At 61.3% G+C, this 24,510-nt stretch carries 23 protein-coding genes; 13 read left to right on the top strand and 10 right to left on the bottom strand.

Going from position 1 to position 24,510, the window contains the following annotated elements:
* Positions 1 to 132: 132 nt before the first annotated feature.
* Positions 133 to 1,092 (bottom strand): Abi family protein, encoded by a 960-nt coding sequence (locus M5J06_RS08195; protein ID WP_250224397.1) that lies wholly within the window; start codon positions 1,090 to 1,092, stop codon positions 133 to 135.
* Between the two features lie 296 nt (positions 1,093 to 1,388).
* On the bottom strand, positions 1,389 to 2,426 hold the full coding sequence (locus M5J06_RS08200) for an alpha/beta hydrolase (RefSeq protein WP_250224398.1): 1,038 nt from the start codon (positions 2,424 to 2,426) through the stop codon (positions 1,389 to 1,391).
* 291 nt (positions 2,427 to 2,717) lie between these two features.
* Here M5J06_RS08200 and trhA point away from each other — a divergent pair, with 291 nt between their 5' ends.
* Positions 2,718 to 3,371, top strand: coding sequence for a PAQR family membrane homeostasis protein TrhA (trhA, locus tag M5J06_RS08205; RefSeq protein ID WP_196189552.1), 654 nt, complete (start codon positions 2,718 to 2,720; stop codon positions 3,369 to 3,371).
* Positions 3,372 to 3,411: 40 nt separating this feature from the next.
* Here the strand turns inward: trhA and M5J06_RS08210 are convergent, their stop codons facing one another.
* The 3 genes from M5J06_RS08210 to M5J06_RS08220 all read right to left on the bottom strand — a co-directional run bounded on the left by M5J06_RS08210 (position 3,412) and on the right by M5J06_RS08220 (position 7,558).
* Positions 3,412 to 4,053, bottom strand: coding sequence for a DUF6891 domain-containing protein (locus M5J06_RS08210; RefSeq protein ID WP_250224399.1), 642 nt, complete (start codon positions 4,051 to 4,053; stop codon positions 3,412 to 3,414).
* Between the two features lie 95 nt (positions 4,054 to 4,148).
* Positions 4,149 to 6,233 carry an acyl-CoA dehydrogenase family protein gene (locus M5J06_RS08215; protein WP_070623093.1) on the bottom strand — a complete coding sequence of 695 codons (2,085 nt, stop codon included), beginning with the start codon at positions 6,231 to 6,233 and terminating at the stop codon, positions 4,149 to 4,151.
* A 26-nt stretch (positions 6,234 to 6,259) separates the two neighbouring features.
* Entirely contained in the window at positions 6,260 to 7,558 is a 1,299-nt protein-coding gene (locus M5J06_RS08220; protein ID WP_070623096.1) for an acetyl-CoA C-acetyltransferase, read from the bottom strand.
* Positions 7,559 to 7,743: 185 nt separating this feature from the next.
* Between M5J06_RS08220 and M5J06_RS08225 the strand changes: the two genes are divergently transcribed.
* Together M5J06_RS08225 and M5J06_RS08230 are read left to right on the top strand one after the other, a co-directional pair.
* Positions 7,744 to 9,084 carry a 3-oxoacyl-ACP reductase gene (locus M5J06_RS08225; protein WP_250224400.1) on the top strand — a complete coding sequence of 447 codons (1,341 nt, stop codon included), beginning with the start codon at positions 7,744 to 7,746 and terminating at the stop codon, positions 9,082 to 9,084.
* Positions 9,085 to 10,014, top strand: a complete 930-nt coding sequence (locus tag M5J06_RS08230; RefSeq protein WP_250224401.1) for a MaoC/PaaZ C-terminal domain-containing protein — start codon at positions 9,085 to 9,087, stop codon at positions 10,012 to 10,014.
* Between the two features lie 38 nt (positions 10,015 to 10,052).
* On the opposite strand, the gene M5J06_RS08235 is transcribed toward M5J06_RS08230, so the two are convergent.
* On the bottom strand, positions 10,053 to 11,087 hold the full coding sequence (locus tag M5J06_RS08235; protein WP_250224402.1) for an acyl-CoA thioesterase: 1,035 nt from the start codon (positions 11,085 to 11,087) through the stop codon (positions 10,053 to 10,055).
* Positions 11,088 to 11,120: 33 nt separating this feature from the next.
* Between M5J06_RS08235 and M5J06_RS08240 the strand changes: the two genes are divergently transcribed.
* From M5J06_RS08240 to purM, 3 genes are read left to right on the top strand one after another with little or no spacing between them, the layout of a single operon-like run.
* Positions 11,121 to 11,525 carry a sterol carrier family protein gene (locus M5J06_RS08240; protein ID WP_070522921.1) on the top strand — a complete coding sequence of 135 codons (405 nt, stop codon included), beginning with the start codon at positions 11,121 to 11,123 and terminating at the stop codon, positions 11,523 to 11,525.
* Positions 11,526 to 11,559: 34 nt separating this feature from the next.
* A complete protein-coding gene (gene purF, locus M5J06_RS08245) occupies positions 11,560 to 13,053 on the top strand; it encodes an amidophosphoribosyltransferase (RefSeq protein WP_250224409.1) in 1,494 nt (497 codons plus the stop codon).
* A gap of 14 nt (positions 13,054 to 13,067) precedes the next feature.
* Entirely contained in the window at positions 13,068 to 14,120 is a 1,053-nt protein-coding gene (purM, locus tag M5J06_RS08250) for a phosphoribosylformylglycinamidine cyclo-ligase (protein WP_070522927.1), read from the top strand.
* 107 nt (positions 14,121 to 14,227) lie between these two features.
* On the opposite strand, the gene M5J06_RS08255 is transcribed toward purM, so the two are convergent.
* Together M5J06_RS08255 and ygfZ are read right to left on the bottom strand one after the other, a co-directional pair.
* Positions 14,228 to 14,455 (bottom strand): DUF3073 domain-containing protein, encoded by a 228-nt coding sequence (locus tag M5J06_RS08255; RefSeq protein ID WP_070522931.1) that lies wholly within the window; start codon positions 14,453 to 14,455, stop codon positions 14,228 to 14,230.
* 187 nt (positions 14,456 to 14,642) lie between these two features.
* Positions 14,643 to 15,704, bottom strand: coding sequence for a CAF17-like 4Fe-4S cluster assembly/insertion protein YgfZ (gene ygfZ / locus M5J06_RS08260; RefSeq protein WP_250224403.1), 1,062 nt, complete (start codon positions 15,702 to 15,704; stop codon positions 14,643 to 14,645).
* A 30-nt stretch (positions 15,705 to 15,734) separates the two neighbouring features.
* On the opposite strand from ygfZ, the gene M5J06_RS08265 reads away from it, so the two are divergent.
* The gene (locus tag M5J06_RS08265) at positions 15,735 to 16,622 is read left to right on the top strand and encodes an aminodeoxychorismate lyase (RefSeq protein WP_250224404.1); all 888 of its coding nucleotides are present in this window, start codon (positions 15,735 to 15,737) and stop codon (positions 16,620 to 16,622) included.
* Positions 16,623 to 16,639: 17 nt separating this feature from the next.
* On the opposite strand, the gene M5J06_RS08270 is transcribed toward M5J06_RS08265, so the two are convergent.
* A complete protein-coding gene (locus M5J06_RS08270; protein WP_070522940.1) occupies positions 16,640 to 17,314 on the bottom strand; it encodes a heme-binding beta-barrel domain-containing protein in 675 nt (224 codons plus the stop codon).
* 63 nt (positions 17,315 to 17,377) lie between these two features.
* On the opposite strand from M5J06_RS08270, the gene M5J06_RS08275 reads away from it, so the two are divergent.
* Entirely contained in the window at positions 17,378 to 18,418 is a 1,041-nt protein-coding gene (locus M5J06_RS08275; protein ID WP_070532383.1) for a diacylglycerol/lipid kinase family protein, read from the top strand.
* A 51-nt stretch (positions 18,419 to 18,469) separates the two neighbouring features.
* On the opposite strand, the gene M5J06_RS08280 is transcribed toward M5J06_RS08275, so the two are convergent.
* Positions 18,470 to 19,315, bottom strand: a complete 846-nt coding sequence (locus M5J06_RS08280; protein WP_070532386.1) for an LmeA family phospholipid-binding protein — start codon at positions 19,313 to 19,315, stop codon at positions 18,470 to 18,472.
* A gap of 33 nt (positions 19,316 to 19,348) precedes the next feature.
* Here M5J06_RS08280 and mshD point away from each other — a divergent pair, with 33 nt between their 5' ends.
* The 5 genes from mshD (at position 19,349) to pstB (ending at position 24,502) form a co-directional block, all read left to right on the top strand.
* Positions 19,349 to 20,263, top strand: a complete 915-nt coding sequence (gene mshD, locus M5J06_RS08285) for a mycothiol synthase (protein WP_250224405.1) — start codon at positions 19,349 to 19,351, stop codon at positions 20,261 to 20,263.
* Positions 20,264 to 20,449: 186 nt separating this feature from the next.
* Positions 20,450 to 21,559, top strand: a complete 1,110-nt coding sequence (gene pstS / locus M5J06_RS08290) for a phosphate ABC transporter substrate-binding protein PstS (RefSeq protein WP_070522954.1) — start codon at positions 20,450 to 20,452, stop codon at positions 21,557 to 21,559.
* Between the two features lie 149 nt (positions 21,560 to 21,708).
* Entirely contained in the window at positions 21,709 to 22,758 is a 1,050-nt protein-coding gene (gene pstC / locus M5J06_RS08295) for a phosphate ABC transporter permease subunit PstC (protein ID WP_070522957.1), read from the top strand.
* Between the two features lie 13 nt (positions 22,759 to 22,771).
* Entirely contained in the window at positions 22,772 to 23,689 is a 918-nt protein-coding gene (gene pstA, locus M5J06_RS08300; RefSeq protein ID WP_070522961.1) for a phosphate ABC transporter permease PstA, read from the top strand.
* 39 nt (positions 23,690 to 23,728) lie between these two features.
* The gene (gene pstB / locus M5J06_RS08305; RefSeq protein ID WP_070532392.1) at positions 23,729 to 24,502 is read left to right on the top strand and encodes a phosphate ABC transporter ATP-binding protein PstB; all 774 of its coding nucleotides are present in this window, start codon (positions 23,729 to 23,731) and stop codon (positions 24,500 to 24,502) included.
* Positions 24,503 to 24,510 lie beyond the last annotated feature (8 nt).

Genomic DNA, 24,510 nt, shown 5'->3' on the forward strand with positions numbered 1-24,510 from the left:
CCTAAGCGTCGATGGCGCGGGCAATAGTCTGGTCCCAGCTCAGCTTCATCGTTCTAGGGGAGTTGCTGTCAACTGGCTCGCACGACTCACCATATTCACTTGTGTCCGTTGCTCCGAAGGTACGAGAAGAACCTAAAGTGTTTCTTCGTCCCAATTGCCGTGAATACCGATACTGGCTTTTTCGACAAGTGGATTGGTGAGGAAGTGCTCGTTTAGTAAAGCCACTACCTTGTTGGGCCAGGTTGATCCGGGAGAGACGGTCCTCAGTAAATGCGCCATGATAATCAAAGCACCAAATAGCCTTTCACTCTGATTCTCTGGAAGCAGGAATAGGTTTCCGTTGTTCCGGATCGCTCCACTTGGAGCCGGAGCAAAAGAACGATTCCAGAGCCTACCGTGGTGCGCGCAGGTATTCCGAATGACAGTTAGCTGCTCGAGCCAACTCGCCAGCGGATGTTTCTTCTTAAGCCTTTGCTTCTGATTCCTATTCAAACTGGAGAAGTTGATCTTTATATCCAGCGCTTCCGAAATCGATCGTTGATCGTTGGATCCTAAGCCTGCATAGAGCTTTGAAATGTCCGAAAAATCGAGCACTTCAGCCACAACCCACATGGGATACTGTCCACCGTATTGTTCAATGTAGTGCTTCACGGCGTCGTTCTTCTTTGCCCTCGCGAGTCGTCCATACGCTGTACTCAGCCACGACACGTGGTCAAAGTTTGACCGAAAGTCGTCTGAGCGGAGGTAGAAAGTAGGATCCTTGGGGTGTCGAGCACACAGCAGTTCGACGAGCTTGGTTCGCATCGCTACTTCGATTCGCTCCATTCCGTCATGGATTAAGGTACGGAGTTTCCTATCGGCTTCATATAAGGAGATGACGTGTGCAAAGTCGGTACCATCGACGAAGTGATTAGAACGACTAGTTCCGTCTTCATTGAATTGTCTGGCTGGATACCAATAGGCAGAAAGCCGGTAGTAGCTAACGTGTGAAAACCATTGTTCAGCTAAAGCTCTGTCGATTCTCATGCCACGGCTTTGCAGTCGAATAATATGCTCGTCAATGGTCGCTGCTGGCTTGAGCGATGAAGACATGGGAAGCCAATCTAGAGAGGACGAGTTGTTGTGGGGATCGCTTCGGCGGAACGGTGCAAATAGAGATCCAGCCCACTCCGAGTTTCCGAAGAGAAACCGGGCGGGCTGAACTATTAACCAGAATTTTACCGCAGGACCTTGAAATGCGTCAATCCCACTTTTCAGGTAGACGTGCATGTTGAAGGTCTAGTTGTTCATCCGAGGTTCGGTGAAATTAGGGTGTATCGGGGACATCGTCCGGAGTTGTGGCAGCGCTGGGGAATCGCGCCCGAAGTGAGGCGGCAACCTGTTACTACTTAAGCGCTGATGGTGCGGGCGATGGTCTGGTCCCAGCTCAGCTTCATCTGGTGGGAGAAGAGGTTGAAGGTGTGCGAACCCTGGGGGCTGAAGTAGCGGTTCACGCGCACCCCGGCGTTGCGGGCGTTGCGGGTGAATTCCTCCGAGCACTGGTTGGCCACCATCTCTACCGCGCGGGGCCCGAGCCACTGGGCGGGGTTGTTGGTGCCATCGATGGGGCCCGGGGTGCCGGAGGCCGAGCCCACGAAGACCTCGACATCGCGCAGGCGCCCAGGGTTGGCGTTGGGGTCATGCTCGAACCACTGCGGGGAGCCTGGCAGGCCCCAGGCATTGAAGGAGGAGCCGCCGCCGTAGGCGATCATCGCAGTGGAGGTGGGGAAGCCAATCGCGCCGGAGCGCACCGGGCAACCGGAGTAGGAGGCCGCTGCTTTGTAGCGCTGTGGGGCGTGGCCGGCGATGTCGAGTGCGGCGCCGCCCGTGGAAGAAATACCGCCGATGGCATCGCGACCGGTGCCGTGGAATTCGGCGTCGATTAGCGGGGGCAGCTCAGCGGTCATGTAGGTGTTCCACTTGTTGACTCCCAGGATGGGATCCTCGGCATTCCAATCGGTGTAGAGGGAATAGGCGCCGCCGAGCGGCATCACCACGTTGACGTTCTTGCCCACGGCCCAGTGGCGGATGTCGGAGTGCGTCATCCAGTTCATGCCGGCCTGGCCGCCTTCCACGCCGGGTAGTAGGTAGAAGGAGGGGCGCGGCTTATCGCCCTCGGGAAGCAGGACGTTATTGGAAATCACCGCGCGGTTGGCCGGGGACCACACGTCTACCACCCAGTGGTTGCCACCCATGTGGCGCTTTGAGGTAATGAAGGCCTTGTCACCGAGCCAGGGCTGCGGGTTGGTCGCGCGCGAGGAAACCTCGCCGATGGTGCTGGACTGTGCGGAAGCGGAGCCGGCGCTTGCTGACGCCGCCCCCAGCGCCACCATGGCAGCTGCGAACAGCGCCGCGGCGCGGCGAGAGCGTGAGACAAAGGAAAGCATAATGTGGGTAGTTTACGTGGCCAGCGCCCTCGAACTGCAAATATTGGAAGAAAACCTGGCGAGAAACTTTCGCTCAACCCTTGTCTGCCACAATGCTCGTCCGTATAGTTACGGGTACGTAAGTTTTGGGAGTGAATGCGTCATACGCATGACCCGCATCTCAGGCAAGGCAAGGCCCCCACTATGAACGCACCCAGTGCTCAGAAATCGTCCCCGCAAGAATTTCCAGTTCAAGAAGGCTCTGTGCAGGAAAACAGCACGATAGAGCAGCTCATCCAGCGCACGTACTGGATGGCGGACCGCGGCCCGCGCCCATTAACACGCGGCTGGGGGCACTTCTTTGCGGCCATTGCCTCCCTGATCGCATCGACGGTTTTGATCACCTTTGCGTGGATGACGCTGCCGTGGTGGCAGGGGCTCGCGGTGACGGTTTATGGCGTCGGCGTGGTGGGACTCTTTACGGTCTCGGCGTTGTACCACCGCTGGCCGTGGGTATCCATGCGTGCGGTGCAATGGTGGCGACGCGCTGACCATGCGACGATTTCGGTATTTATCGCGGCGACGTACACGCCCTTGTGCGCCATCGTGCTGGAGCCAACGCAGGCGCTATGGATGCTGACCTCGGCGTGGGTGGGCGCCATCATGGGCGTCATCTTGAATCTGGTGTGGATTAATCACCCACGTTGGCTGGACGTGGTGGTCTACCTCGTGCTGGGCTGGCTCATCCTGCCGCTATTGCCGAACCTGTGGCAGTCCGCGGGGCCGGCCGTGGTGTGGCTTCTCTTTGCCGGTGGCGTGGTCTATTCAGTGGGTGCGTTGATGTACGGCTTCAAGTGGCCAGGGCGCAACGCGCGGTGGTATGGCTACCACGAGCACTTCCACACCGCGACGATTGCCGCGGCGGTGGTGCACATGGTAGCCATCTGGATGGTTGTGGCGGGTTAGCCGAATACGGGGGCTAGCTTCACGGAATTTATGGGGGAGCTTATTCAGCGTCGGTGAGGTCCTCCGCGAGGGGGAATTCGACGACTAGGCCTTGGCACAGCACGCGTGCGTTAGGGTTGCCATCCCACGTGGGATTAAAGCCAACCGCACGCAGCGCTTCGACGAGTAGCTCGCCAACGGCCACAGGTGTGCTGAGCTCGGCATCGGTTTTCATAGTGCCGAAACCAAAGAAGAGGTCTCCGGTGTGAATCAACCTGTCGACGTCCTGCATGTGGCAATAAACATATCCAGCGGCACCGTCTTCTTCCGCCTTTTCGGCGCCGCATTCAGCGCCGTCGGAGGCGTCCCAGCCCTCGTTAAAGCTGAAGGCTAGGTTGCGCTGTTGCAGTTCATCGCGGAGGGCGTCGAGGCGCTGTGCATCTGCGGACTTCTCTGTGACCTTCTGCGCGTACTCAGCGGCAACCTCGTCGATGATGGAATCGAAATCTTCCGGGAAGGGATCCGTGCGCACTGTCGTCCACTCGGAAGGATCGTCGAGAAGCTCAATGAAGTCGTTGTGAATGTCCTGGCGTGAATGGCCATGGCACAGATGCAGCGAGATGTCGTTGCGAAGGGTTCCGGAGACCAAGATGTCTTCGGAAGGCGGGAAGGAACTGGAGAACATGGAGTGTGATGTGGTCATGCCTGTGGATGGTAGATGCGCGATACTGACAGTCGTTGAAAGCAGGGAGGGCACCCCGCCAGGTGGCGGAGGTGCCCTCGAGATGCGTGGCGTGACTAGACGTGGAGCGGATCCACACCGGCCTCGGTGAGCATCGGGATGTTGTGTACCTCAGGCGGAACGCCGAAGGCATCCACGAGCACGACGGACCATGGTGCGAGCGAATCGACGAGGTCATTGATAGCAGCGCGGGCGGCCTTCATGCGGCCGGCCGGAATCAGGTTGTGCTCCTGGTACCAGCCCGCGTGCTGAACCAAGGTGTCGAAGACGAAGAGGTGGCGCAGCTGCTCGAAAACCTGGCGTGCCAGCGAGCCTTCCTCAAGGCGCTCCTCTGCCTCAATCATGGCCTGGACCAACAAGGTATCCACGCGGGCCCAGCCGGCGGCGATGAGGTGATCCTGGCACTGATCCACGATGGCGGCAGCCTGCACCTTATCGGCCTTGCGGGCCGGCTGGATGCGGCGCACGAGGGAGAAGAGGATGGACTGGGCGCGGTCGTCGATAAGCTTAGCCTGGTAGGTGGCGTCGAAAAGCGAGGCTTCTGAAGGATTCACGCGGTCCACCAGGCCTTGCAGACGGGTGGTGAACCCGTAGCGGCGGCGAACCACATCGGTGGCGGTGGTGGCCGCGTACTTCACGGTGTCCCAGGGGCTCATATCATTCATCGCGCGACCATAGGCGGTGAGCAGGTTCTTGCCCACCATCTGAATGAGCACAGTGTTATCGCCCTCGAAGGTGGCAAAGACATCGGAATCGGCGCGGTAGGTGGTCAGGCGGTTCTCGGACATGTAGCCGGCGCCGCCGCAGGCCTCGCGGCACTCTTGGATGGTGCGGGTGGCGTGCTGGGTCTGCGCGGATTTGATGGCAGCTGCCAGGGATTCCATCTCACGGGAGGCAAACTTCTGCTCTTCGGTCGGTTCCGTCACAGACCAGGTGCCAGCCTCGTGCTGATCGTTTTGCTCCTGGTAGCGCTCCAGAATCTGGTTGTAGAGCAGGTGCAGCGCGTACGTGCGGGCCAGCGGAATGAGCAGGCGGCGGCGGTGCTGGCGGTGCTCAATGAGGCGCTTTTCGGCGCCGGTCGCGCCTTCGAACTGGCGGCGGCGGTTGGCGTAGCGAATCGCGATGTCCAGGGATGCCTCGGTGGCGGCACCCGCTGCGCCGGATACGCCGATGCGGCCGCGGATGAGAGTGCCCAGCATGGTGAAGAAGCGAGCATTCTTGGACTCGATGGGGGAGGAGTACTTGCCCTTCTCGTCCACATCGGCGAAGCGGTTGAGCAGGTTTTCGCGCGGCACGCGGACGTTGTCGAAGCGCAGGGTGCCATTATCGACGCCTACCAAACCACCCTTGTGGCCATGATCGCCCAAGGTCACGCCCGGCAATTCGTTGCCTTCTTCGTCGCGGATAGGGACGATGATGGCGTGGACGCCGTGGGAGCGGCCGTCGCTATCCGGGGTGATGAGCTGGGTGAAGACGACTGCGGCGCGGCCATCCTTGGCGGCGTTACCGATGTAGTTCTTCACCGCGGAATCGGAAGGGGTGTTGATGATGAACTCATCGGTTTCCGGGTCGAAGGTGGCGGTGGTCTCGAGAGATTGCACATCGGAGCCGTGTCCGCGCTCAGTCATGGCGAAGCAGCCCGGTAACTCCAGGCTGGCGGCCTTCTTAACCCACTCGAGGTGGCGCTCGGTGCCTAGCTGATCCAGCGCACCGCCCCACAGGCCCCACTGCACACCGGACTTAATCGCTAGCGAACCGTCGACCCATGCCAAGCCTTCGAGGGTGAAGGTGGAGAGATTTGGCTTGCCGGCACCGCCGTGCGCGCGGCGCAGGCCGTGGTTGAATCCGCCGAAGTCACGAACCTTGGAGAGGTTCTCAAAGGTGTGTTGGCGCTGCTCCGCCATGGGCAGATCCGGGTTCGGGAAGAGCGAAGGATCGTTGAGGAAGGTGCGCAGCTCCTGGCGGAAGGCGGCGTGTGGGCCGTCGAGAAGCGCGGCAAGTTCGGTGGCAACAGCAGGCTTCGGGGTGGTGGGCAGGCGGTGTGGGCTGCGGGCCTCGGCCTTGGGAGCGTCGGTGGTGGCCTGGTTGTTGAGCTCCGGGGAGATGGACTTTTTGTCAGCGGAAGACTTGGTCAGTGGCATGAGTGGTCCTTTCTGGGAGGCTTTTCTTAACGTTCGACGATGGCTGCGACGCCTTGGCCGCCGGCGGCGCAGATGGAAATGAGGGCCCGTCCGCCGCCGTTTTCTTCGAGAATCTTGGCGGTGGTGGCGAGGATTCGGGTGCCGGTGGCGGCGAAGGGGTGGCCGGCGGCCAGGGAGGAGCCCTTGACGTTGAGCTTGGCGCGGTCAATGGGGCCTAGCGCGGACTGCAAACCGAGGCGCTCGCGGCAGTAGGTCTCGTCCTCCCATGCGGACAGGGTGGCCAAGACCTGGGAGGCGAAGGCCTCGTGGATCTCGTAGAAATCGAAATCTTGCAGGCTTAGGTTGTTGCGCTCGAGCAGGCGCGGGACCGCGTAGGTGGGGGCCATGAGCAGGCCGTCGGGACCGTGGACAAAGTCGACGGCCGCGGTCTCTGAGTCCACGAGGAAGGCACGGGGCTCGATGTTGTGCTCGGCCGCCCATTCCTCGGAGCTGAGGAGGGCGACGGAGGCGCCGTCGGTCAGCGGCGTGGAATTGCCTGCGGTCATCGTGGCCTGCGTGCCGTGTTGCTCGGCATCGCGCTTGCCAAAGACCGGCTTGAGCTTGGCCAAGGACTCCAAGGAGGAATCCGGGCGCAGGTTGGTATCGCGGTTGACGCCGAGGAAGCCCGTGGTGAGGTCTTCAAAGAAGCCCTCCTCCCAAGCCTTGTGGAGGTTCTGGTGGGAGGCGAGTGCCAACTCATCCTGGGTCTCGCGGCCGATGCTCAGTTCGCGGGCGGTGATGGCGGCGTGCTCACCCATGGAGAGTCCGGTGCGCGGCTCACCGTTCTGTGGCTGTTCCGGGGCCAGCTGCGAGGGGCGGATAGAGCCTATGAGCTGGGCGCGCTGAGCGGCCGTCTTGGCGCGGGTGAGGTTGAGCAGCGTGCGGCGCAGCGTGTCATTAACGGCCAGCGGGGCATCCGAGGTGGTGTCCGTTCCGCCCGCGATGCCGGCGGAGATGCGCCCTTGGGCGATGGCATCGCCGACGTGGATAGCTGCCGCAAGAGAAGTGCAGCAGGCCTGTTGTACATCGATGGCGGGGGTTGTGGAGTCGAGGGCGGAGCCTAGAACTACCTCGCGGGTGAGGTTGAAATCGCGGGAGTGCTTGAGTACAGCGCCGGCGGCGACGAGGCCGAGGCGTTCGTCGTGAAGCCCGTAACGTGCGACGAGTCCATCCAGCGCACTGGTGAGCATGTCTTGGTTGGACGCGTGGGCGTACTGCTTATTGGAACGAGCAAATGGGATTCGGTTGCCACCCAGGATGGCTACGCGGTGCGGGGGGTTGGTCATTAAAAGCTCCTTCGCGAGTGGTCTCGTGCGAATCATCCCAGCGGGAGGGGGTAGCAACCCGGCTGTTCGTTTCGCGTCACAACTAAAGTGATATTGTTAGTTCTATCACTCAATTAACTAACCTTGCAACCAGCTCAACAAAGCTCGCAAGGTTGTGAAGAATCGAGAAAGGAACATGCCAGCCTATGCCGAACGTCACAATTGCTGAGAAGCTCATCAACTCACCGCTCGCCGCCAAAGCAGGAGTACCCCAAGGCCACCCCCTGCGCCGCCACAAGGCTGGGGAACCAGCGCTCGATGGCCCCATCGTCATTGGCGGCAAGGGGCGCATCGCTGAGTTTCTGAGTTCCCAGCTAGCCGTGGACTACCAGCTCATCAATGCTTCCTCGGAGGCGAAGCGCGCCGCCCTCGTCTTCGACGCCACCGGCCTGGAGACCCCAGAGCAGCTGCGTGAGCTCTATGACTTCTTCAACGCACAGATGCGCAACCTTCTGCCGTGCGCGCGCTTGGTGGTCATCGGCACCACCCCGGAAGCTGCGGACACTATCGACGCCCGCATTGCCGCCCGCGCACTCGAAGGGTTCACCCGTTCCCTGGCCAAGGAAATGCGCAAGGGCGGCACCGTGAACCTGGTCTGGGCAGACCCTGCTGCCACCGCAGAGGTGGAGTCCACGCTCCGCTTCTTCCTGTCTGGGAAGTCGGCCTTCGTGGACGGGCAGGTTGTGCGCGTCAGTGCCCAGGGGCACGATTCTCCGGCAACCAATGGCGAAGCGCAGAACTGGAAGCAGCCGCTCGACGGGCGGCTGGCGGTGGTGACCGGTGCTGCCCGCGGCATCGGCGCCACCATTGCTGAGGTGCTGGCGCGCGATGGTGCGAGCGTCATCTGCATCGACGTTCCGCAGGCCAGCGAGCATTTGGCCAAGACCGCGAACAAGGTCAAGGGCACCGCGCTGCCCCTCGACGTCACCGACCCCCAAGCCGCAGACAAGATTGCCCAGCACGCGCAGGAGCGCCACGGCCGAGCCATTGACGTCATCGTCCACAACGCCGGAATTACCCGTGACAAGCTGCTGGCCAACATGAATGAAGGCCAGTGGGACTCTGTTCTTGCCGTTAACCTCTTGGCGCCGGTTCGCATTACCGAAAGCCTCTTGGAATCCGGTTCCCTCGCGCCGGGTGCCGCAGTGATTGGCGTGTCCTCCATGGCTGGCATTTCCGGCAACCGCGGTCAGACCAACTACGCCACGACCAAGGCCGGCATCATTGGCCTCGTTGATTCCTTGCGCTCAGTGTTGGCGGAGAACGGCTCCACCATCAACGCCGTGGCGCCGGGCTTTATTGAAACCGCAATGACCGCGGCGATGCCGACCGGCCCGCGCGAGATCGGCCGCCGCCTGAACTCACTGCAACAGGGCGGTTTGCCTGTCGACGTCGCGGAGACCGTCGCCTTTTTCGCCTCGCCGGCCTCCGCGGCGGTGAGCGGCAACACCGTCCGCGTCTGCGGTCAGAACCTCATGGGAGCCTAAATGAACGTCACCACACTCAACGAGATTCCGGACCTTCCTGCTCTGTACCGCAGCCTCATGCTGGGTGCGGTCCCCATCCCCGGGCTGGGGGCGGGCAAGCGCAAGGTTGAGGACCCGCAGACCGCGTACCGCGTCGACAGCGTGGGCGTCGACACCGAGCACCTGGCTCGCTACTGCCAGGCCACGGGCCTGCGGCTGAGCAACGAGCTGCCTGCTACCTATCTCTACGCGCTGGCCTTCCCGCTCGCCATCAAGGTCATGGCAACACCGGACTTTCCGTTCCCAGCCGTGGGCGTGGTGCATCTGTCCAACCGCATCGAGCAGAAACGCCCGCTGCGCGTTGACGAGCGCTGTGACATCGCGGTGCATGCGGAAAACCTGCGCCCGCACCGCAAAGGGTTGGTCATCGATATGGTGACCACTTACAGCGTTGGCGGCGAGGAGATCTGGCGCCAGACATCAGCCTTCCTCGGCCAGGGGGCGAAGTTTACGAAGGAAACCCCGCGCCAAGTGAGAACACGTCCGGAGGCCGAGCGCTTCCTCGACTTCCCCGGCGATGAGGCGGGAACGCCTACGGCAACGCTGCGCTTTAGCCCCGAAAGCACCCGCGTCTATGCCGCCGCATCGGGGGATAAGAACCCCATCCACGTGTCCACGGTGGGTGCCAAGCTCTTCGGGTTCCCCGCGCCCATCGCGCACGGCATGTACACGCACGCTCGCATGCTGTCGGTGCTCGATGGCACCCTCCCCGGTGCTGTGCGCATCAGCGCGGACTTTTACAAGCCCGTCATCCTTCCGGCGACCACGGGGGTTTACGTAGCGCCCGGCGGTACCACGGACAGCGGTAGTGAAGCCCGGACCGTCACCTTGCGCAAGGCCAAGGACCCAAGCTCCCTCCACGTGGCGTGCCGGGTTGAGCCTCTAGAGTAGGCGCGGCCCGGTGGATGAGCCTCTGGCTCATCCACCGGCTAATCCACGTGTTGGTGCTTTGGTGCCACCACCAGTGGCTTCGGGGAGTACTTGCCGCGTAGGCCGCGGAGGATGCCGGCGTGCTCCCAGAGGCGCTTGTCTTCCTCGGTGCGGGGAGTGAATTGGCGGGCAGCCAGCGGCTGCCAGTCAGCGTCCATCGCCATATAGGAGACTGTGGCGTGGATGGCGGTCTCCAGTTTTTCGCGGCCGCCGCGCGGGTTGCCCGAGCGCACGTGGACGGACATCTGCATTGAGCGCGTATCTGTGCGCATCATGCGGGCATCAACCTCGATGAGATCACCAATATGAATTGGCCGGTAGAAGCGGATGCCGCCGGCATAGACCGCGACGGTGTGCTCACCCGACCATTCCATGGTGCAGGCAGCACCTGCCTCATCAATCCATTCCATGGCGGTACCACCGTGGACGTTGCCGCCCCAGTTGACGTCGGTGGGCTTGGCCAAGAAGCGGTTGACCATGCGGGGAGCATCGGACGGGCCATCATAAGTTTGCTTTTCCATCTCCGCTTCGATGGCTTTGCGCAGCTCGATGCGGGACTCCGCGGCCTCCCATACACGCTGGTGCTCAGTGGAATCCGGAATGAGCGGCGGCACGGCCATCGACTTTCCGGTCTCGGTGTCCTTGGCCACGAAGATGACGAGGCAGTCGCAGGCACGCGTGAAGATGCCATCGCGCGGATCGGCGGAGAGCACCTCGTTGACGATGTGCATGGAGGACCGCCCCGTCATCGCGATGCGCGAGCGTACCTCCACCAAGTGGCCCGAAGGGATCGGGCGCGTGAAGTGGATGTGGCCCACGTAGGCCGTCACGCAGTAGGTGCCGGACCATTGAACCGCGCACGCATAGGCGGCCTTATCGATCCATTCCAAAACACGCCCGCCGCCAATGCCTTGGGCGCCGGCGATGGTGAGATCTGTCGGGGCGGCCATAAACCGCAGCGTGATGGAGGGGGATTTCCCGGTTGGGACAGGATTCTTTTCTTCCGAGGAGCTTGGTGGCATGGTTGGTGACATGGATAACAAAGTATCAGGGAGTGTGCATAGCGTATGAAAAAGGCCGTTGATGCCGCCACCACCCGTGCTGCCGTCGAAGCGGTGGCGGAGTGGATCCGTGACCCTGAGAGGACCGAAAAACCAGGTCGCTCTGCTCTGGCAAAGGCCACCCGCACAACAGCCCGCCTGGTGGAGGCGGACGCGCCGGGACATTCCGTGGAGTTGCGGGTCCCCCCATTCGTGGCAGTCCAGTGCATCGCCGGTCCCCGGCATACCCGGGGTACCCCTCCGAATGTGGTGGAGATGGATCCCCTGACATGGTTGCAGCTGGCCACGGGAGTCATTGGCTGGGAGCAGGCGCTTAACGCCGGCCGCGTAGACGCCTCCGGATCCCGCTCCCACGACATTGCAGCCTGTTTGCCCGTGATTCCGTTAGTTTTCACAGGCCCAAACAGCTAGGATTGGCGCCGTGGTAGCTGAACACGTCCAGAGCATGACTAAGCCCTTGTCGACGGATCCCAGCCTGGATCCGGAACCCCGCGAAGAATGCGGAGTTTTCGGTGTTTGGGCACCAGGAGAAGAGGTTTCAAAGCTAACCTACTTCGGGCTTTTCGCCCTCCAACACCGCGGGCAGGAGGCCGCCGGTATCGCGGTGGGCGATGATGATCGCATCGTCGTCTTTAAGGATATGGGCCTTGTCTCCAATGTCTTCGATGAATCCATCCTGAGCTCGCTGCATGGAAACGTGGCCGTCGGCCACACGCGTTATTCCACTGCAGGCGGCAAGGAATGGTCGAATGTGCAGCCGATGTTCGGGACGTCGCCCAGCGGCGTTGACATCGCGCTCGGCCACAACGGCAACCTGGTGAACTACCAGGAGCTGCGCGCAGAGGCCGTGGAACGCGGGCTCATCAAGCCCCAGGAAGAGTCCGTCTCGGATTCCATGTGCTTGTCCATCTTGTTGGCGGACGGCGTCAACGAGGACAACACCGTCTTTGATTCGGCCCTGCAATTGTTGCCCACGGTGAAGGGTGCATACTGCCTCACCTTTACGGACGGGCACACTCTCTATGCCGCACGCGATCCGCATGGCGTGCGCCCGCTTGCCCTCGGCCGCCTCACTACCGGCTGGGTGGTAGCCAGTGAGACCTGTGCGCTCGACATCGTCGGCGCGCAGTTTATCCGGGAGATCGAACCGGGCGAGCTCGTTGCCATCGATGAGACCGGAATCCGCTCCGAGCGCTTCGCCGAGACCAAGCGCCATGGTTGCGTCTTCGAATACGTCTACCTAGCGCGGCCGGATACGAATATCAAGGGCCGTTCTGTCAACGCCACGCGCGTGGAAATTGGGCGTCGTCTAGCGCGCCAGTACCCGGCACCCGATGCGGACATGGTGATCCCCGTTCCGGAGTCCGGCAACCCGGCTGCCGTCGGTTATGCCCGCGAATCCGGGTTGACCTTCGCGCACGGCTTGGTGAAGAACTCTTATGTGGGCCGCACCTTCATCCAGCCCACGCAGTCCCAGCGCCAGATGGGCATTCGCCTCAAGCTCAACCCGCTACGGGAGGTCATTGAAGGCAAGTCCATCGTCGTGGTGGATGATTCAATCGTGCGTGGTAACACGCAGCGCGCGCTGATCCGGATGTTGCGGGAAGCCGGTGCTGCCGAAGTCCACGTGCGCATCGCCTCCCCGCCGGTGAAGTGGCCGTGCTTCTACGGCATCGACTTCGCCTCCCCAGGCGAGCTCATTGCCAACGCCAACCCTTCCGATGATCCGGAAGAGGTAGCACAGACCATCTGCACCGCGATTGGCGCGGATTCGCTGGGATTTGTCTCCACCGATGAGATGGTGGCGGCTACTCAACAGCCGCGCAACGAACTGTGCTGCGCATGTTTCGACGGTAAGTACCCACTCGGACTGCCTGCCGGAAACCCCAATGCTGAGGCCGTGCGCACCCTGCAGGGCTCGACGACAACTAACGAATAAGGACTAAGTCACTCATGAGCGAGAACACGTATGCTGCCGCCGGCGTCAACATTGAGGAAGGCGACCGCGCAGTAGAGCTAATCACCCCCCACGCCAAGCGCGCCACCCGCCCCGAGGTTATGGGCGGGCTCGGCGGATTCGCCGGCCTATTCAAGTTGGGGGAGTACAAAGAACCGGTCCTTGCGGCTGGCTCTGATGGCGTAGGCACCAAGCTGGCTGTGGCCCAGGCCATGGACAAGCACGACACCATCGGCATCGACCTCGTCGCCATGTGCGTGGACGATCTTGTCGTGTGCGGCGCTGAGCCGCTCTTCCTGCAGGACTACATCGCCGTGGGCGAGGTAGTGCCGGAAAAGGTAGCAGAGATTGTCAAGGGCATTGCTGAGGGCTGCGTCCAGGCTGGTGCAGCGCTCCTCGGCGGCGAGACCGCCGAGCACCCAGGGGTGATGGGTAAGGATGAATATGATGTCTCCGCTACTGCGGTTGGCGTTGTAGAGGCTGATGAGCTGCTCGGCCCGGACAAAGTGCGCGAAGGCGACGTTCTCATCGCCATGAAGTCCTCCGGCCTGCACTCCAACGGATACTCCTTGGCGCGCTACGTGCTCCTGGAGCAGGCGGGTCTGCCGCTCGACGGCTACATGGAAGACCTAGGCCGCACCCTCGGCGAGGAACTTCTGGAGCCTACCCGCATCTACGCCAAGGACTGCCTGGCGCTGACATCGGAGTGCGCGGTGTCTACCTTCTGCCACGTCACTGGAGGCGGCCTTGCCGGCAACCTGGAGCGCGTCATCCCGGAGGGCCTGAGCGCTGAGGTGAGCCGCTCGACGTGGACTCCGGGCCAGATCTTCAAGACCATTTCTTCGGTGGGCAAGGTTGCCCTCGAGGAGATGGAGAAGACCTTCAACATGGGCGTTGGCATGATCGCCGTCGTTGCGCCGGAGGATCGCGAGCGAGCATTGGCTATGATGACCGCCCGCCACGTGGAGGCGTGGGAACTGGGCACCGTTCGTGCTGCCGAAGAGGGCGAGCCGCGCGTTGTCATGACCGGCGAGCACCCAGGGTTCTAAGTCCTGAGAAAAGGAACAAGGCCGGAGGCGCTTCCCCTTAAGTAGAGGGGAGACGGCTCCGGCCTTTCGCTTAGGTGATGTACAGGGTGGGACAGTGACTCGCGCGCCTAGCGCGCGTCGGAATCATCCTCATCCCACTCATCCGAGTCCCAGCGATCTGCGTAGTCCTCGTAATCCGCGTACTCCGAGTATGGGTCTTCGTCCTCGTTGTGGGAACGCTTGGAGTTCTGTGAGGCGAGCTCACGCTGGAGCGAATCCAGATCCATCTCGGGCGAATTGTACTTCAGCTGGCGTGCAACTTTGGTCTGCTTTGCCTTTGCGCGTCCGCGTCCCATGTGCATGACCCCCTTGAGGTGTGTAGGGCGGTCCAGGGATTCTTGGCCGCCCCATCGTCTTAGTCAGATATGTGTATGTTCCTGTAAGACACCATAGCCTGTGTGAAGAAAAAATTCCGAACTACCCCCCAGTGGTGCGTGGAAAAGTGCGCTAGCCCGCGGCCAACGGGCAGTGTGCATTTCGCCACTATTTTCCGCGCAGCCGGTCCACAGCGGCGCGCCCGGCCTTGGGGCCCTCGTCGGCGGGAATGGAGTCCGGCTCGACCGATGCCGCCACTGGACCAATGCTCAGATCCCCGTGGTTGAGGGCGCTGCGTTTCACTAGACCAAGCGCGATGGGGCCATAATCGCAATCCTCTACCACGGTGCCGAGCTTGCCGACGCGCCGTCCCCCCAGCGAAATATCCGCCCCGCTTACGGGGAGCTCCGGAGCGGAGCCGTCGAGGTACAGCATGACCAACAGGCGCGGAGAGCGCCCGAGGTTCTCTACGCGCGCGACCGTCTCCTGCCCGCGGTAGCAGCCCTTCTCCAAGTGGACGAACGCGGGGTTATCATCGCTGCGTCGGATCCACTGGGGAACCTCGTGGGCGATGGTTTTCGCATCGAGGTCAGCGGCCAATTCTGGTTCGCGTGCGCGCACTCGTTCGGCGGTATAGGCCATGAGCCCCGCTAAACTTCCGCCTTGCTTTTCCAACTCTGCGACTGCTGTCTCCAGCTCACCCCGTGGCACAAGGAAATCCTGGCGCGGGCAGCCCGGCCAGTGCACGCAGCGCTCCATCACGGCGCTGGAAGGCTTCTGTAGCGGCTTACCCAGCACGGTGATGATCGCCGCGTCCGCTTCCTCCACGGTGACCTGGGACCAGAAAATCATGGCGGTGAGGAAGTCCCGCAAAGATTCGAACTGGGCCGGTGGCACATCGAGGTAAAAGGCTTCCCCGTCGAAGGACAGGTCGATGTGGTGTAGGACGTGGCCCTGCATGTCCAGATCAAGGGCGCCGGCAGAGAATCCGGCGTCCACGTCATCGAGCTTCTGGCTCAGGAGGTTGTGCAGGAAAGCCCGGGCATCGGGCCCGGAAACGGCAATGACCCGGCGTTGGGAACGGTCGATGATGGCGGAACCTGTCTCCACCGCGCGCTGCTCCACGAGGGGGTTGCCGTAGTGCCAGGGGATACCGGAGACGTCGACAAGCGAGGTGCCCTGGAACTCAGCGGCCCCGGGCCGGGAAAGAAGTGGCGAAGTATAACTCACGCCCTCCGATGGTAGGGCATAATCGGGTCTATGAGCCTTCAGCGTAGGAAAGAGCCGGTCATCTACGTCGTGGAACCGTTTGGAGGGTCGGTGCGGCGTCATATGCCGAACCTACCGTTGGTCTATTGGGACGATGCTGCGGTCACACGCGGTGACGGTATCTTCGAGTCCCTCCTCGTGCGTGACGGCAAGGCGGCCAATTTTCATCGCCACGCGGAGCGCTTCCGGCATTCCGCGAGTGCTCTCGATCTTCCGGAGCCACCCATCCACAAGTGGAAAGAAGCCACCGAGCTGGCCATCGCGGACTATTGTGGTCCCACCGCCGGGGAAGGCGAGGACGGTTTAGCGCGAGAGGCCAAGTGCACGTGGACCTATACCCGCGGGCGGGCCTCGACTGGGGTGCCCACGGCATGGGTGGTGGTTCAGGAGATTCCGGATGACGTTGTGGCGCAGCGTGATACCGGCGTCAAGGTGATGAGCACGCCGCGTCTGTGGCAGGTGGCGGAAGAGCTGCCGGCGAAGACGCTGAATTATGCGGCCACGATGGCCACGCTGCGCCTGGCCCGCGAGCGTGGATTTGATGATGTGATCTTTACCGATCCCGATACGGGGCTGGTCTTGGAAGGGGCCACCTCCACCGTGGTGGCGGTCAAGGGTACAAAGCTGCGCACCCCGGCGGGCAAGGGAATACTGCCTGGCACCACGCAAGCTGCGCTCTTTGAGTATGCCTCTGAACAGGGATATCGCTGCAAGGCGAAGGAGCTGAATCTGCGCTACCTCGAGGAGGCTGACTCAGTGTGGCTCGTCTCCTCGGTGCGCACTGCGGTGCGTGTGACGCGCCTGAATGAAAAGAAGCTCAAGGCGCCGGCGAACGCGGAGAAGATACGCGCGCTGATCGACGCCGCCCTGGCACGCTAACTTCGCCGCACTGCTAGTTAGCCAGCCACACGGGTGAGCTCGGCGGACATGTAAGGGCGCATTTCGCCGTCGACAAGCCGCTCATCCACCCAGCCGAGGTTGTTGTTCGGCATGAGGCCATACATGCGCTTGCCGGGGCCGAGGTTGGCGGGGCCGGTTTCGGTGACCATCGTGGACGCAGACTCGAGCTGCCAGGCGCGCTCGTTAAACAGTGAACCATAGAAGATCTCGTTGATGCCGTTGGACGAGGTATAGGTCATCTCAATCTCGTCCTTGAGTGAGATGCGCCAGAACCCAGACTCGCGGACATCGGGGCCAACCGGGTTGCCCTCGGAATCAATCTTCCAGGTGCGGGACGTATAGGTCAGGTAATTCTCACCGTCGTGGGCGATGATGAGCTGCTGGCCAAAGGCGTACTGTTCACCGTCGGTGCTGTGGGCTTGGCCTTCCCCTTGCCATACACCGACGAGGGGGAGAAGCCCGAGCAGACCATCGTGCAGCGACGGGCCCTGACGCAAGTTCGCCGTCTCATCCGGCAGGGGATTATCTGCTACATCAACGGTGGGAATGTTGCGGGAGGCTGCATCCTTCCATGCCTCCGCTGCCTGGTTGACGGCCGCGTTGCCGTCTACCTTGGTGTTCTCCGGGTGGGTGTTTTCCGTGTTTTTCTCGCTATTTGTCTGTTCGCTCATGCTGCCCCAGCGTAGTCGTGGCAGCGCCGCGGAAACCACTAGGCTCCAGTAGTCTAGGGAGCCATGCGCGCTTTGCTGATTTCAAACCCTAATTCTACGAGCCAGAATGCGGCTCTCTTCCGAGAGGTTTTGCCCGTCATTCGGGAGGTGGATGGGTTGCAGCTGCTCGCTCGCTTCACGCACTACCCGGGCCACGCGGAAGACATGGTGCGAGGTATGACCCGGGAGGACTTTGACGTCATCCTGGTCTTCGGCGGCGATGGCACGGTCAATGAGATCGTCAATGGGTTGCTCGGCCCGGCGAATTCCGCACAGCGCCCTAGCCCCCAGGAGATCCCGGCGTTAGCGGTGATCCCTACTGGTTCAGCAAACGTCTTCGTCCGCGCCCTTGGTTTCCCCAATACCCCTGTCGAGGCGGCGCACGTGCTGGCCCGGATGCTGGAGCGAAATACCCGCCGCACCGTGTCGTTGGGTATGTGGAATGACCGGTGGTTTGCGGTCAATGCTGGTTTCGGGCTGGATGCAGACGTGCTGGCTCGCGTGGACCGTGCACGGGAGATGGGCTTTTCAGCCACCCCGCTGCGCTACCTGGCGGTGGCCTTTCAGGCCTATCAGCGCGCCCGCATCCGCCCACCGCGCATTAATGTGCGTGCGCGCTCGAGCTCGGGCGAAACCTTCGCGGCCGATGACGTTCCCGTCATGTTCACCTCCAACACCAACCCGTGGACCTTCCTGGGGCCGCTGCCGGTGGTGACCAATCCGCGCAATTCCTTCGATCAGGGGCTTGGCCTTTTTGGTGTGTCGGACCTCGGCGGGATTGATGGTCTCGTGGGCGTTCTCCACCTGTTCGGCGTGGATCACCGTCACTGGTTGAATAAGGTCACGGATGCCCGCACGCTGCATTTTGAGGATGCCGTTGAGGTGGACTTGGTCTGCCCTAAGCCGCACCGCTTCCAAGCGGACGGGGAGTCGGAAGGCACCTTTACGGAGGTGCACTTGGAGTCGGAAGCAGACGCGCTGGAAGTCTTTGCTCCCATCGACCCGGCACCGCCTATTCACCGCAGCTTCCGCCGAGTCCTGCGAGATCTCATCCGTATTAAGTAGCCGGCGGTAGTAAAAAGCCTACGGTGCGGGTACCGCTGGCGCACCGTCGGCTTAGTTCTGCCTGTTTTGGCGCCAGCTCGGCGGCGTCGTCGGCGCGCTACCTACTTCGTTGGCGGTGTCTTGCGCTTTTTGCGCGGCATCCTCGACGGCCTTTTCCTCCGAACCATCGATCTCCAGCGGGGAGAGCTGTGCCGTTTTCAGCGTGATATTGCGTCGCTGTACCTCGAAGGTGATGGAGCCGCCGTGTAGTTTCACGGAGGTGGCTTGAGAAGGCAACGGGAGTTGGCGCGTGTCCAAGACCAGGCCGAAGGCCTTTTTCAAGCGTTCGTCATCCGTCCCGTAGACACTCATGCGAAACTCTGGGCCGACGAGGCGCAGCGTCACCGTCGCGGTGGACTTGGTGGTATCCCCCGGCAGCGTGCCGGTGAGCTCAGCTTCGGCGGAGGGCCCGCCGGTGGGGGACATATTATCGGGGTTGGCAATGGAGAGGTCAGTAATACCCAGCATGCGGCCCAAGGCCACTCCGTCGAGGCTGATGCTGCGCGTATAGGTGGATACCGGTGAGCCTTCCAGTTCGCCGCTGAAGAGTTGCTCGGGGCTAATTGTGATGTCGCGCAGTGTTGTGGAGGCATTGACCATGCCGAGTTTCGGAACTTCCACGTCGGAGGAGTTGACCTCCAGGTATGGAATCTCTTTGGTTAGCGCGGCAAGGGAGAAGGGGACGCCGCCGATGTAGACATTCGGGGTGTTTTCCAACTGGGAGCTGGCTTTCGCTTTCTGGGCCACGGTATGTTCTGCGTGCATCGCCACCGCTGAATCCGCCAGCCATGCTGTCAGGGCCACACCCGCAACGGCGGCAAGGCGTACGGCAGTGCGGTTGAGGTAGATGACAGTCACCCCTCTATTACTACCGCACGTAGGGTGGGAAACATGAATATTGAGACCAAGACTCTGCCACAGAACCCAGATGTGGCCCAGCGCGTGGAGGAGCTGGCCACTGCTGCTGAAGCTCACGACGGCGTTGCGCCCCTCTCCGAGCAGTTTCTTTTAGGGCTCAGGGATGAACGCCTTGGGCACCATCATCTTCTCGCAATTGAAGATGGTGCGGTAGCTGGCGTGGCTGCCCTCGATGGGCAGACTGTAGAGCTCTTTGTTGACGTGGAACACCGAGGGCGAGGGGTAGGGCAGGCGCTTGTCGACGCCCTCCCAACCTCCCCCCAAATCTGGGCCCATGGCAATCTTCTCGCTGCGCAAGCGCTGGCGAAGCGCAACGAGATGGACGTCGTCAGGCGCCTGCTTGTCATGGCGATTGAGGGGCAGGACTTGCGCGCGGCCGAGGAAGCGCCGGCAACGGTTGATGGCCTAGAGATTCAGACCTACACCGAGTCAGTGGAGCGCTTCGGGCGCGAGCACGTCGAGGCGGAATGGGTACGCACGAACAATGAAGCCTTCGCGTGGCATCCGGAGCAAGGAGGCTGGGATCTGGAGCGCCTGCACCGCGGGATGGAGGCGGAGTGGTTCGATCCTGCCGACGTGCTTTTCCTGTGGGATTCTCCGAATGACTCCCACAGCCACCCGGTAATGGCCGGCTTCCACTGGCTGAAGTGGCACGACGAGACTACCCCAGCCTTCGGTGAGGTCTATGTTGTGGGATTGGGTGAGGGCTATCGCGGGCGCGGGCTCGGTGGACCGCTGCTGAGTGCTGGGCTGCAGCGCATGACGGCTAAAGGTGCGGACAAGGTCATTTTGTATGTCGAGGCTGATAATGCTCCGGCGGTAAAGGCCTACGAGCGTTTGGGCTTTGGCATCGCTGAGGAACACTGCGTCTGGGCGAAAAGTGACTAGCCTCACCGGCTTTTGGTACAAGTTCACCGATTGTTCATCTCTTGATCCCTGTGGGGTTAACCCGCCCTGTATAGCTTTACAACACGTGAGTTAATCGCGCTCGTCTCAAGAAGATCGCTCAAAGAAGAGTAGAGGGCGATTTGCTCGGACAATCATTCTCTTGTATCCGCACCGGAAAGGTTTCCCGTGATCCGCAACTTCAAGCGCACCGCCGCTATCTTCGGCATCGTCGCCGCCACCTCCACTGCTCTCGTTGCCTGCTCTGAGTCCAACGAATCTGGCTCCGCTGAAGGCGGTTCCGATGGGGCAGAGGTTTCCGGCGACCTCTCTGGTGAGGGCGCATCCTCCCAAAAGTCCGCTATGTCCGTCTTTGAGAAGGCATTCCTGGAGGCATACCCGGATGCTAACTTCTCCTACACTTCTTCCGGCTCCGGCGCTGGTGTGAAGGCTTTCAACGGCGGCACCGTTGACTTCGCCGGTTCTGACTCCGCTCTGAAGGAAGATAAGGGCGAGGTTGAGGCCGCCAAGGAGCGTTGCGGTGGCAACGACGCATGGCACCTGCCGACGACCATTGGCCCCGTCGCCATCGCCTACAACCTGGGTGACACCGAGGTCAACCTCTCCACCGAAACCCTCGCCAAGATCTTCAAGGGCGAGATCACCAAGTGGAACGATGACGCCATCAAGGCTGAGAACGAGGGCACCGACCTTCCGGACAAGAACATCACCGTCATCTTCCGCTCTGACGAGTCCGGTACCTCCGATAACTTCCAGAAGTTCCTGAAGTCCGCTACCGGCAACTGGGACAGCGAAGGCAAGCAGTTCCCGGATTCTGTTGGTGAGGGTGCTAACGGTTCCTCCGGTGTGGCTGACCAGGTTGCCTCCATCGAGGGTGCTATCACCTACGTTGAGGCTGGCTACGCTCACCAGAAGGAAGCCGATGGCGTCAAGATTGCCAAGATTGACTTCGGCAACGGCCCGGTTGAGCTCAGCTCTGAGTCCGTCGGTGTCGCTCTCGACCACCTCGCTTTCAAGGAGACCAACTCCGAGCACGACATGGTCGTTGACTCCGACAAGCTCTTTGCTTCCAAGGATGAGGGCGCTTACCCGCTCATCCTGACCACCTACAACATCGTCTGCTCCGCTGGCTACGACGAGGAGACCTCCGCTCTGGTGAAGGCCTTCTTTAACACCGTCCTGGACAATCAGTCCGAGGAGCTGGAGAAGGCAGGCTTCATCCCGGTTTCCGGTGACCACCTGGAGCGCCTGAAGGCAGCCGTCGAGGCTATCCAGTAAGAGCGCGTTACTACGCGGGTTTCTTTGAACCCCCGTAGCGTCCGTTTGAACACACACTTCCGCCCCCAACCCGCCCTTCACGAGCGCTTTGGGGGCGGCAGCATGTCCCGTATTTTCATTGTTTCCGTTGAAAAGGATTCCCTAGTCTCATGGCAGACAACAATCTCACCACAGCGTCGTCCGTGAAGGAGGATGCCGTTTCAGCGACCCGCCCTAGCGCGCATGCGTCCGAGGCGGACGCCACCTCTACGCCCGCCGTCAAGTCCGGTGTGAAGCGCCCTGGTGATCGCATTTTTGAATTCTTGTCCACTGCGTCCGCAACGCTGATCACGGTGATGATCGCTGCCATCGCGGCCTTCCTGATCTGGCGTGCGGTTCCTTCTCTGTCCGTCAATGAGGGTGGCATTCTGGGCTTCTTCACCTACGGTGACCGTTGGGAGACCAACGACACCGATGCTATGAAGTTCGGTATCCCGACCATGTTCGGCCACACCGTCTTGATTTCCATCGTGGCTCTCATCATTGCGATGCCGGTCGCGCTCGGTATTGCCATCTTCCTGTCCAACTACGCGCCGGCCAAGCTGGTCAAGCCGTTGGGATTCTTGGTAGACATGCTCGCCGCCGTGCCATCCATCGTGTACGGCCTGTGGGGCTGGCAGGTGCTCGGCCCTGCGCTGTCCGGCTTCTACACCTGGCTGCACTCCTGGGCTGGTGGCTTCTTCCTCTTCAAGGTCTACGACAACTCCCCGAACTTTGCGACGGGCCGCAACGTCCTCACCGGTGGCATTGTTCTGGCGGTGATGATCCTGCCGATCATCGCTGCCACCGCCCGCGAAGTCTTTGTGCAGACCCCTCCCGGTCAAATCGAGTCCGCCTTGGCCCTCGGCGCCACCCGGTGGGAAGTCATCCGCATGACGGTTCTCCCCTTCGGCATGTCCGGCTACATAGCCGGCTCCATGCTGGGTCTGGGCCGCGCGCTGGGTGAGACCATGGCTCTCTACATGGTTGTCTCCCCGCTGGTGGACTTCCGCTTCTCGCTGTTCGACGGCGGTACCACCTTCGCAACGGCCATTGCCCTGGCGGCTGCTGAGTTCGGTAATGAGATGCGTGCCGGTGCGTATATCGCCGCTGGCCTCATGCTGTTCCTTCTGACCTTCTTGGTCAACGCTATTGCCCGTTCCATCGTGAAGAGCAAGTAAGGAGGGCTCAGAGATGACTACGACTACAACTTCCAACTCTGTCCCGGCATCTTCCGGCCCGACCTTCCTGGATATCTCCTCGAGCCGAAAGACCACCAATACTGTTGCCACCGTTCTCGTGTGGGCAACGATGATCATCGCCATGATTCCGCTGCTGTGGGTTCTCTTCGAGCTCATTTCTCGCGGTTCGGGCGCTATCCTGAGCCCCGAATGGTGGACCCACTCCCAACGCGGAATCCTTGATACCGAGGCCGGCGGCGGTGCGCTCCACGCTATTATCGGTACCTTTGTGCAGACCGTCATCGCGACCGTCATTTCCGTTCCGATCGGCATTTTCACCGCGATTTACCTGGTGGAGTACTCCCGCGGTGGAACGCTGAGCCGTCTTACTACTTTCATGGTGGACATCCTCTCCGGTGTGCCTTCCATTGTTGCGGCCCTGTTCATCTTCGCCATGTGGATTACTCTGTTCGGCTTCAAGCGTTCCGGTATGGCGGTGGCGCTATCGCTTGTGCTCCTGATGATTCCGATTGTGGTCCGCAATACCGAGGAGATGCTCCGCGTGGTCCCGATGGATCTGCGTGAGGCTTCCTATGCTCTCGGTGTGCCGAAGTGGAAGACCATCGCGCGCATCGTTCTGCCGACTGCACTGTCCGGCATCGTCACCGGCATCATGCTGGCCGTGGCCCGCATCATGGGTGAGTCCGCGCCGGTGCTGGTGTTGGTGGGCTCCACCTCCTCCATCAACTGGGACGCACTCAAGGGTGCGCAGTCCTCGTTGCCGTTGATGATGCTGGATATGTACAAGTCCGGCGCTGATCCGGCCGTCCTGGACAAGCTGTGGGGTGCCGCCCTTACGTTGGTTCTCCTCATCGCGATTCTCAACATTGGCGCGCGCATCGTTTCGGCGAAGTTCTCCGTCAAGAAGTAACCGTATTCACTTTCTACCTACCCCATAGGAGCACTACTCATGTCCAAGCTTGAGCTCAACGACGTGAACATCTACTACGGTGACTTCCACGCCGTACAGAACGTCAACATGCAGATCCCGGCGAAGGCCGTGACTGCCTTCATCGGCCCTTCCGGCTGTGGTAAGTCCACAGTCCTGCGCACCCTGAACCGCATGCACGAGGTCATCCCTGGTGCTTATGTCAAGGGTGAGATTCTCCTGGACGGCCAGAACATCTACGGGCCGAAGGTCGATCCGGTGTCCGTTCGCAATACCATCGGCATGGTCTTCCAGAAGGCCAACCCGTTCCCGACGATGTCCATCGAGGATAACGTTGTTGCCGGCCTGAAGCTGTCCGGCGAAAAGAACAAGAAGAAGCTGAAGGAAGTCGCCGAAAAGTCCCTGCGCGGCGCCAACCTTTGGGATGAGGTTAAGGACCGCCTGGACAAGCCGGGCGGCGGCCTGTCCGGCGGACAGCAGCAGCGTCTGTGCATTGCTCGCGCGATTGCCGTGGAGCCGGAAGTCCTGCTGATGGACGAGCCCTGCTCGGCGCTCGACCCGATTTCCACCTTGGCCGTGGAGGACCTGATCCATGAGCTGAAGGAAAACTTCACCATCGTTATCGTTACCCACAACATGCAGCAGGCAGCCCGCGTGTCGGACAAGACCGGCTTCTTCTCCCTGGAAGCCACCGGCCGTCCTGGCCACCTGGTGGAGTTCGATGACACCACGAAGATCTTCGAAAACCCCGCAAAGAAGGATACCGAGGATTACATCTCTGGCCGCTTCGGCTAAACACTGAC

The organism is Corynebacterium intestinale, from assembly GCF_023574125.1.
GTDB classification, from domain to species: Bacteria; Actinomycetota; Actinomycetes; order Mycobacteriales; family Mycobacteriaceae; genus Corynebacterium; species Corynebacterium hesseae.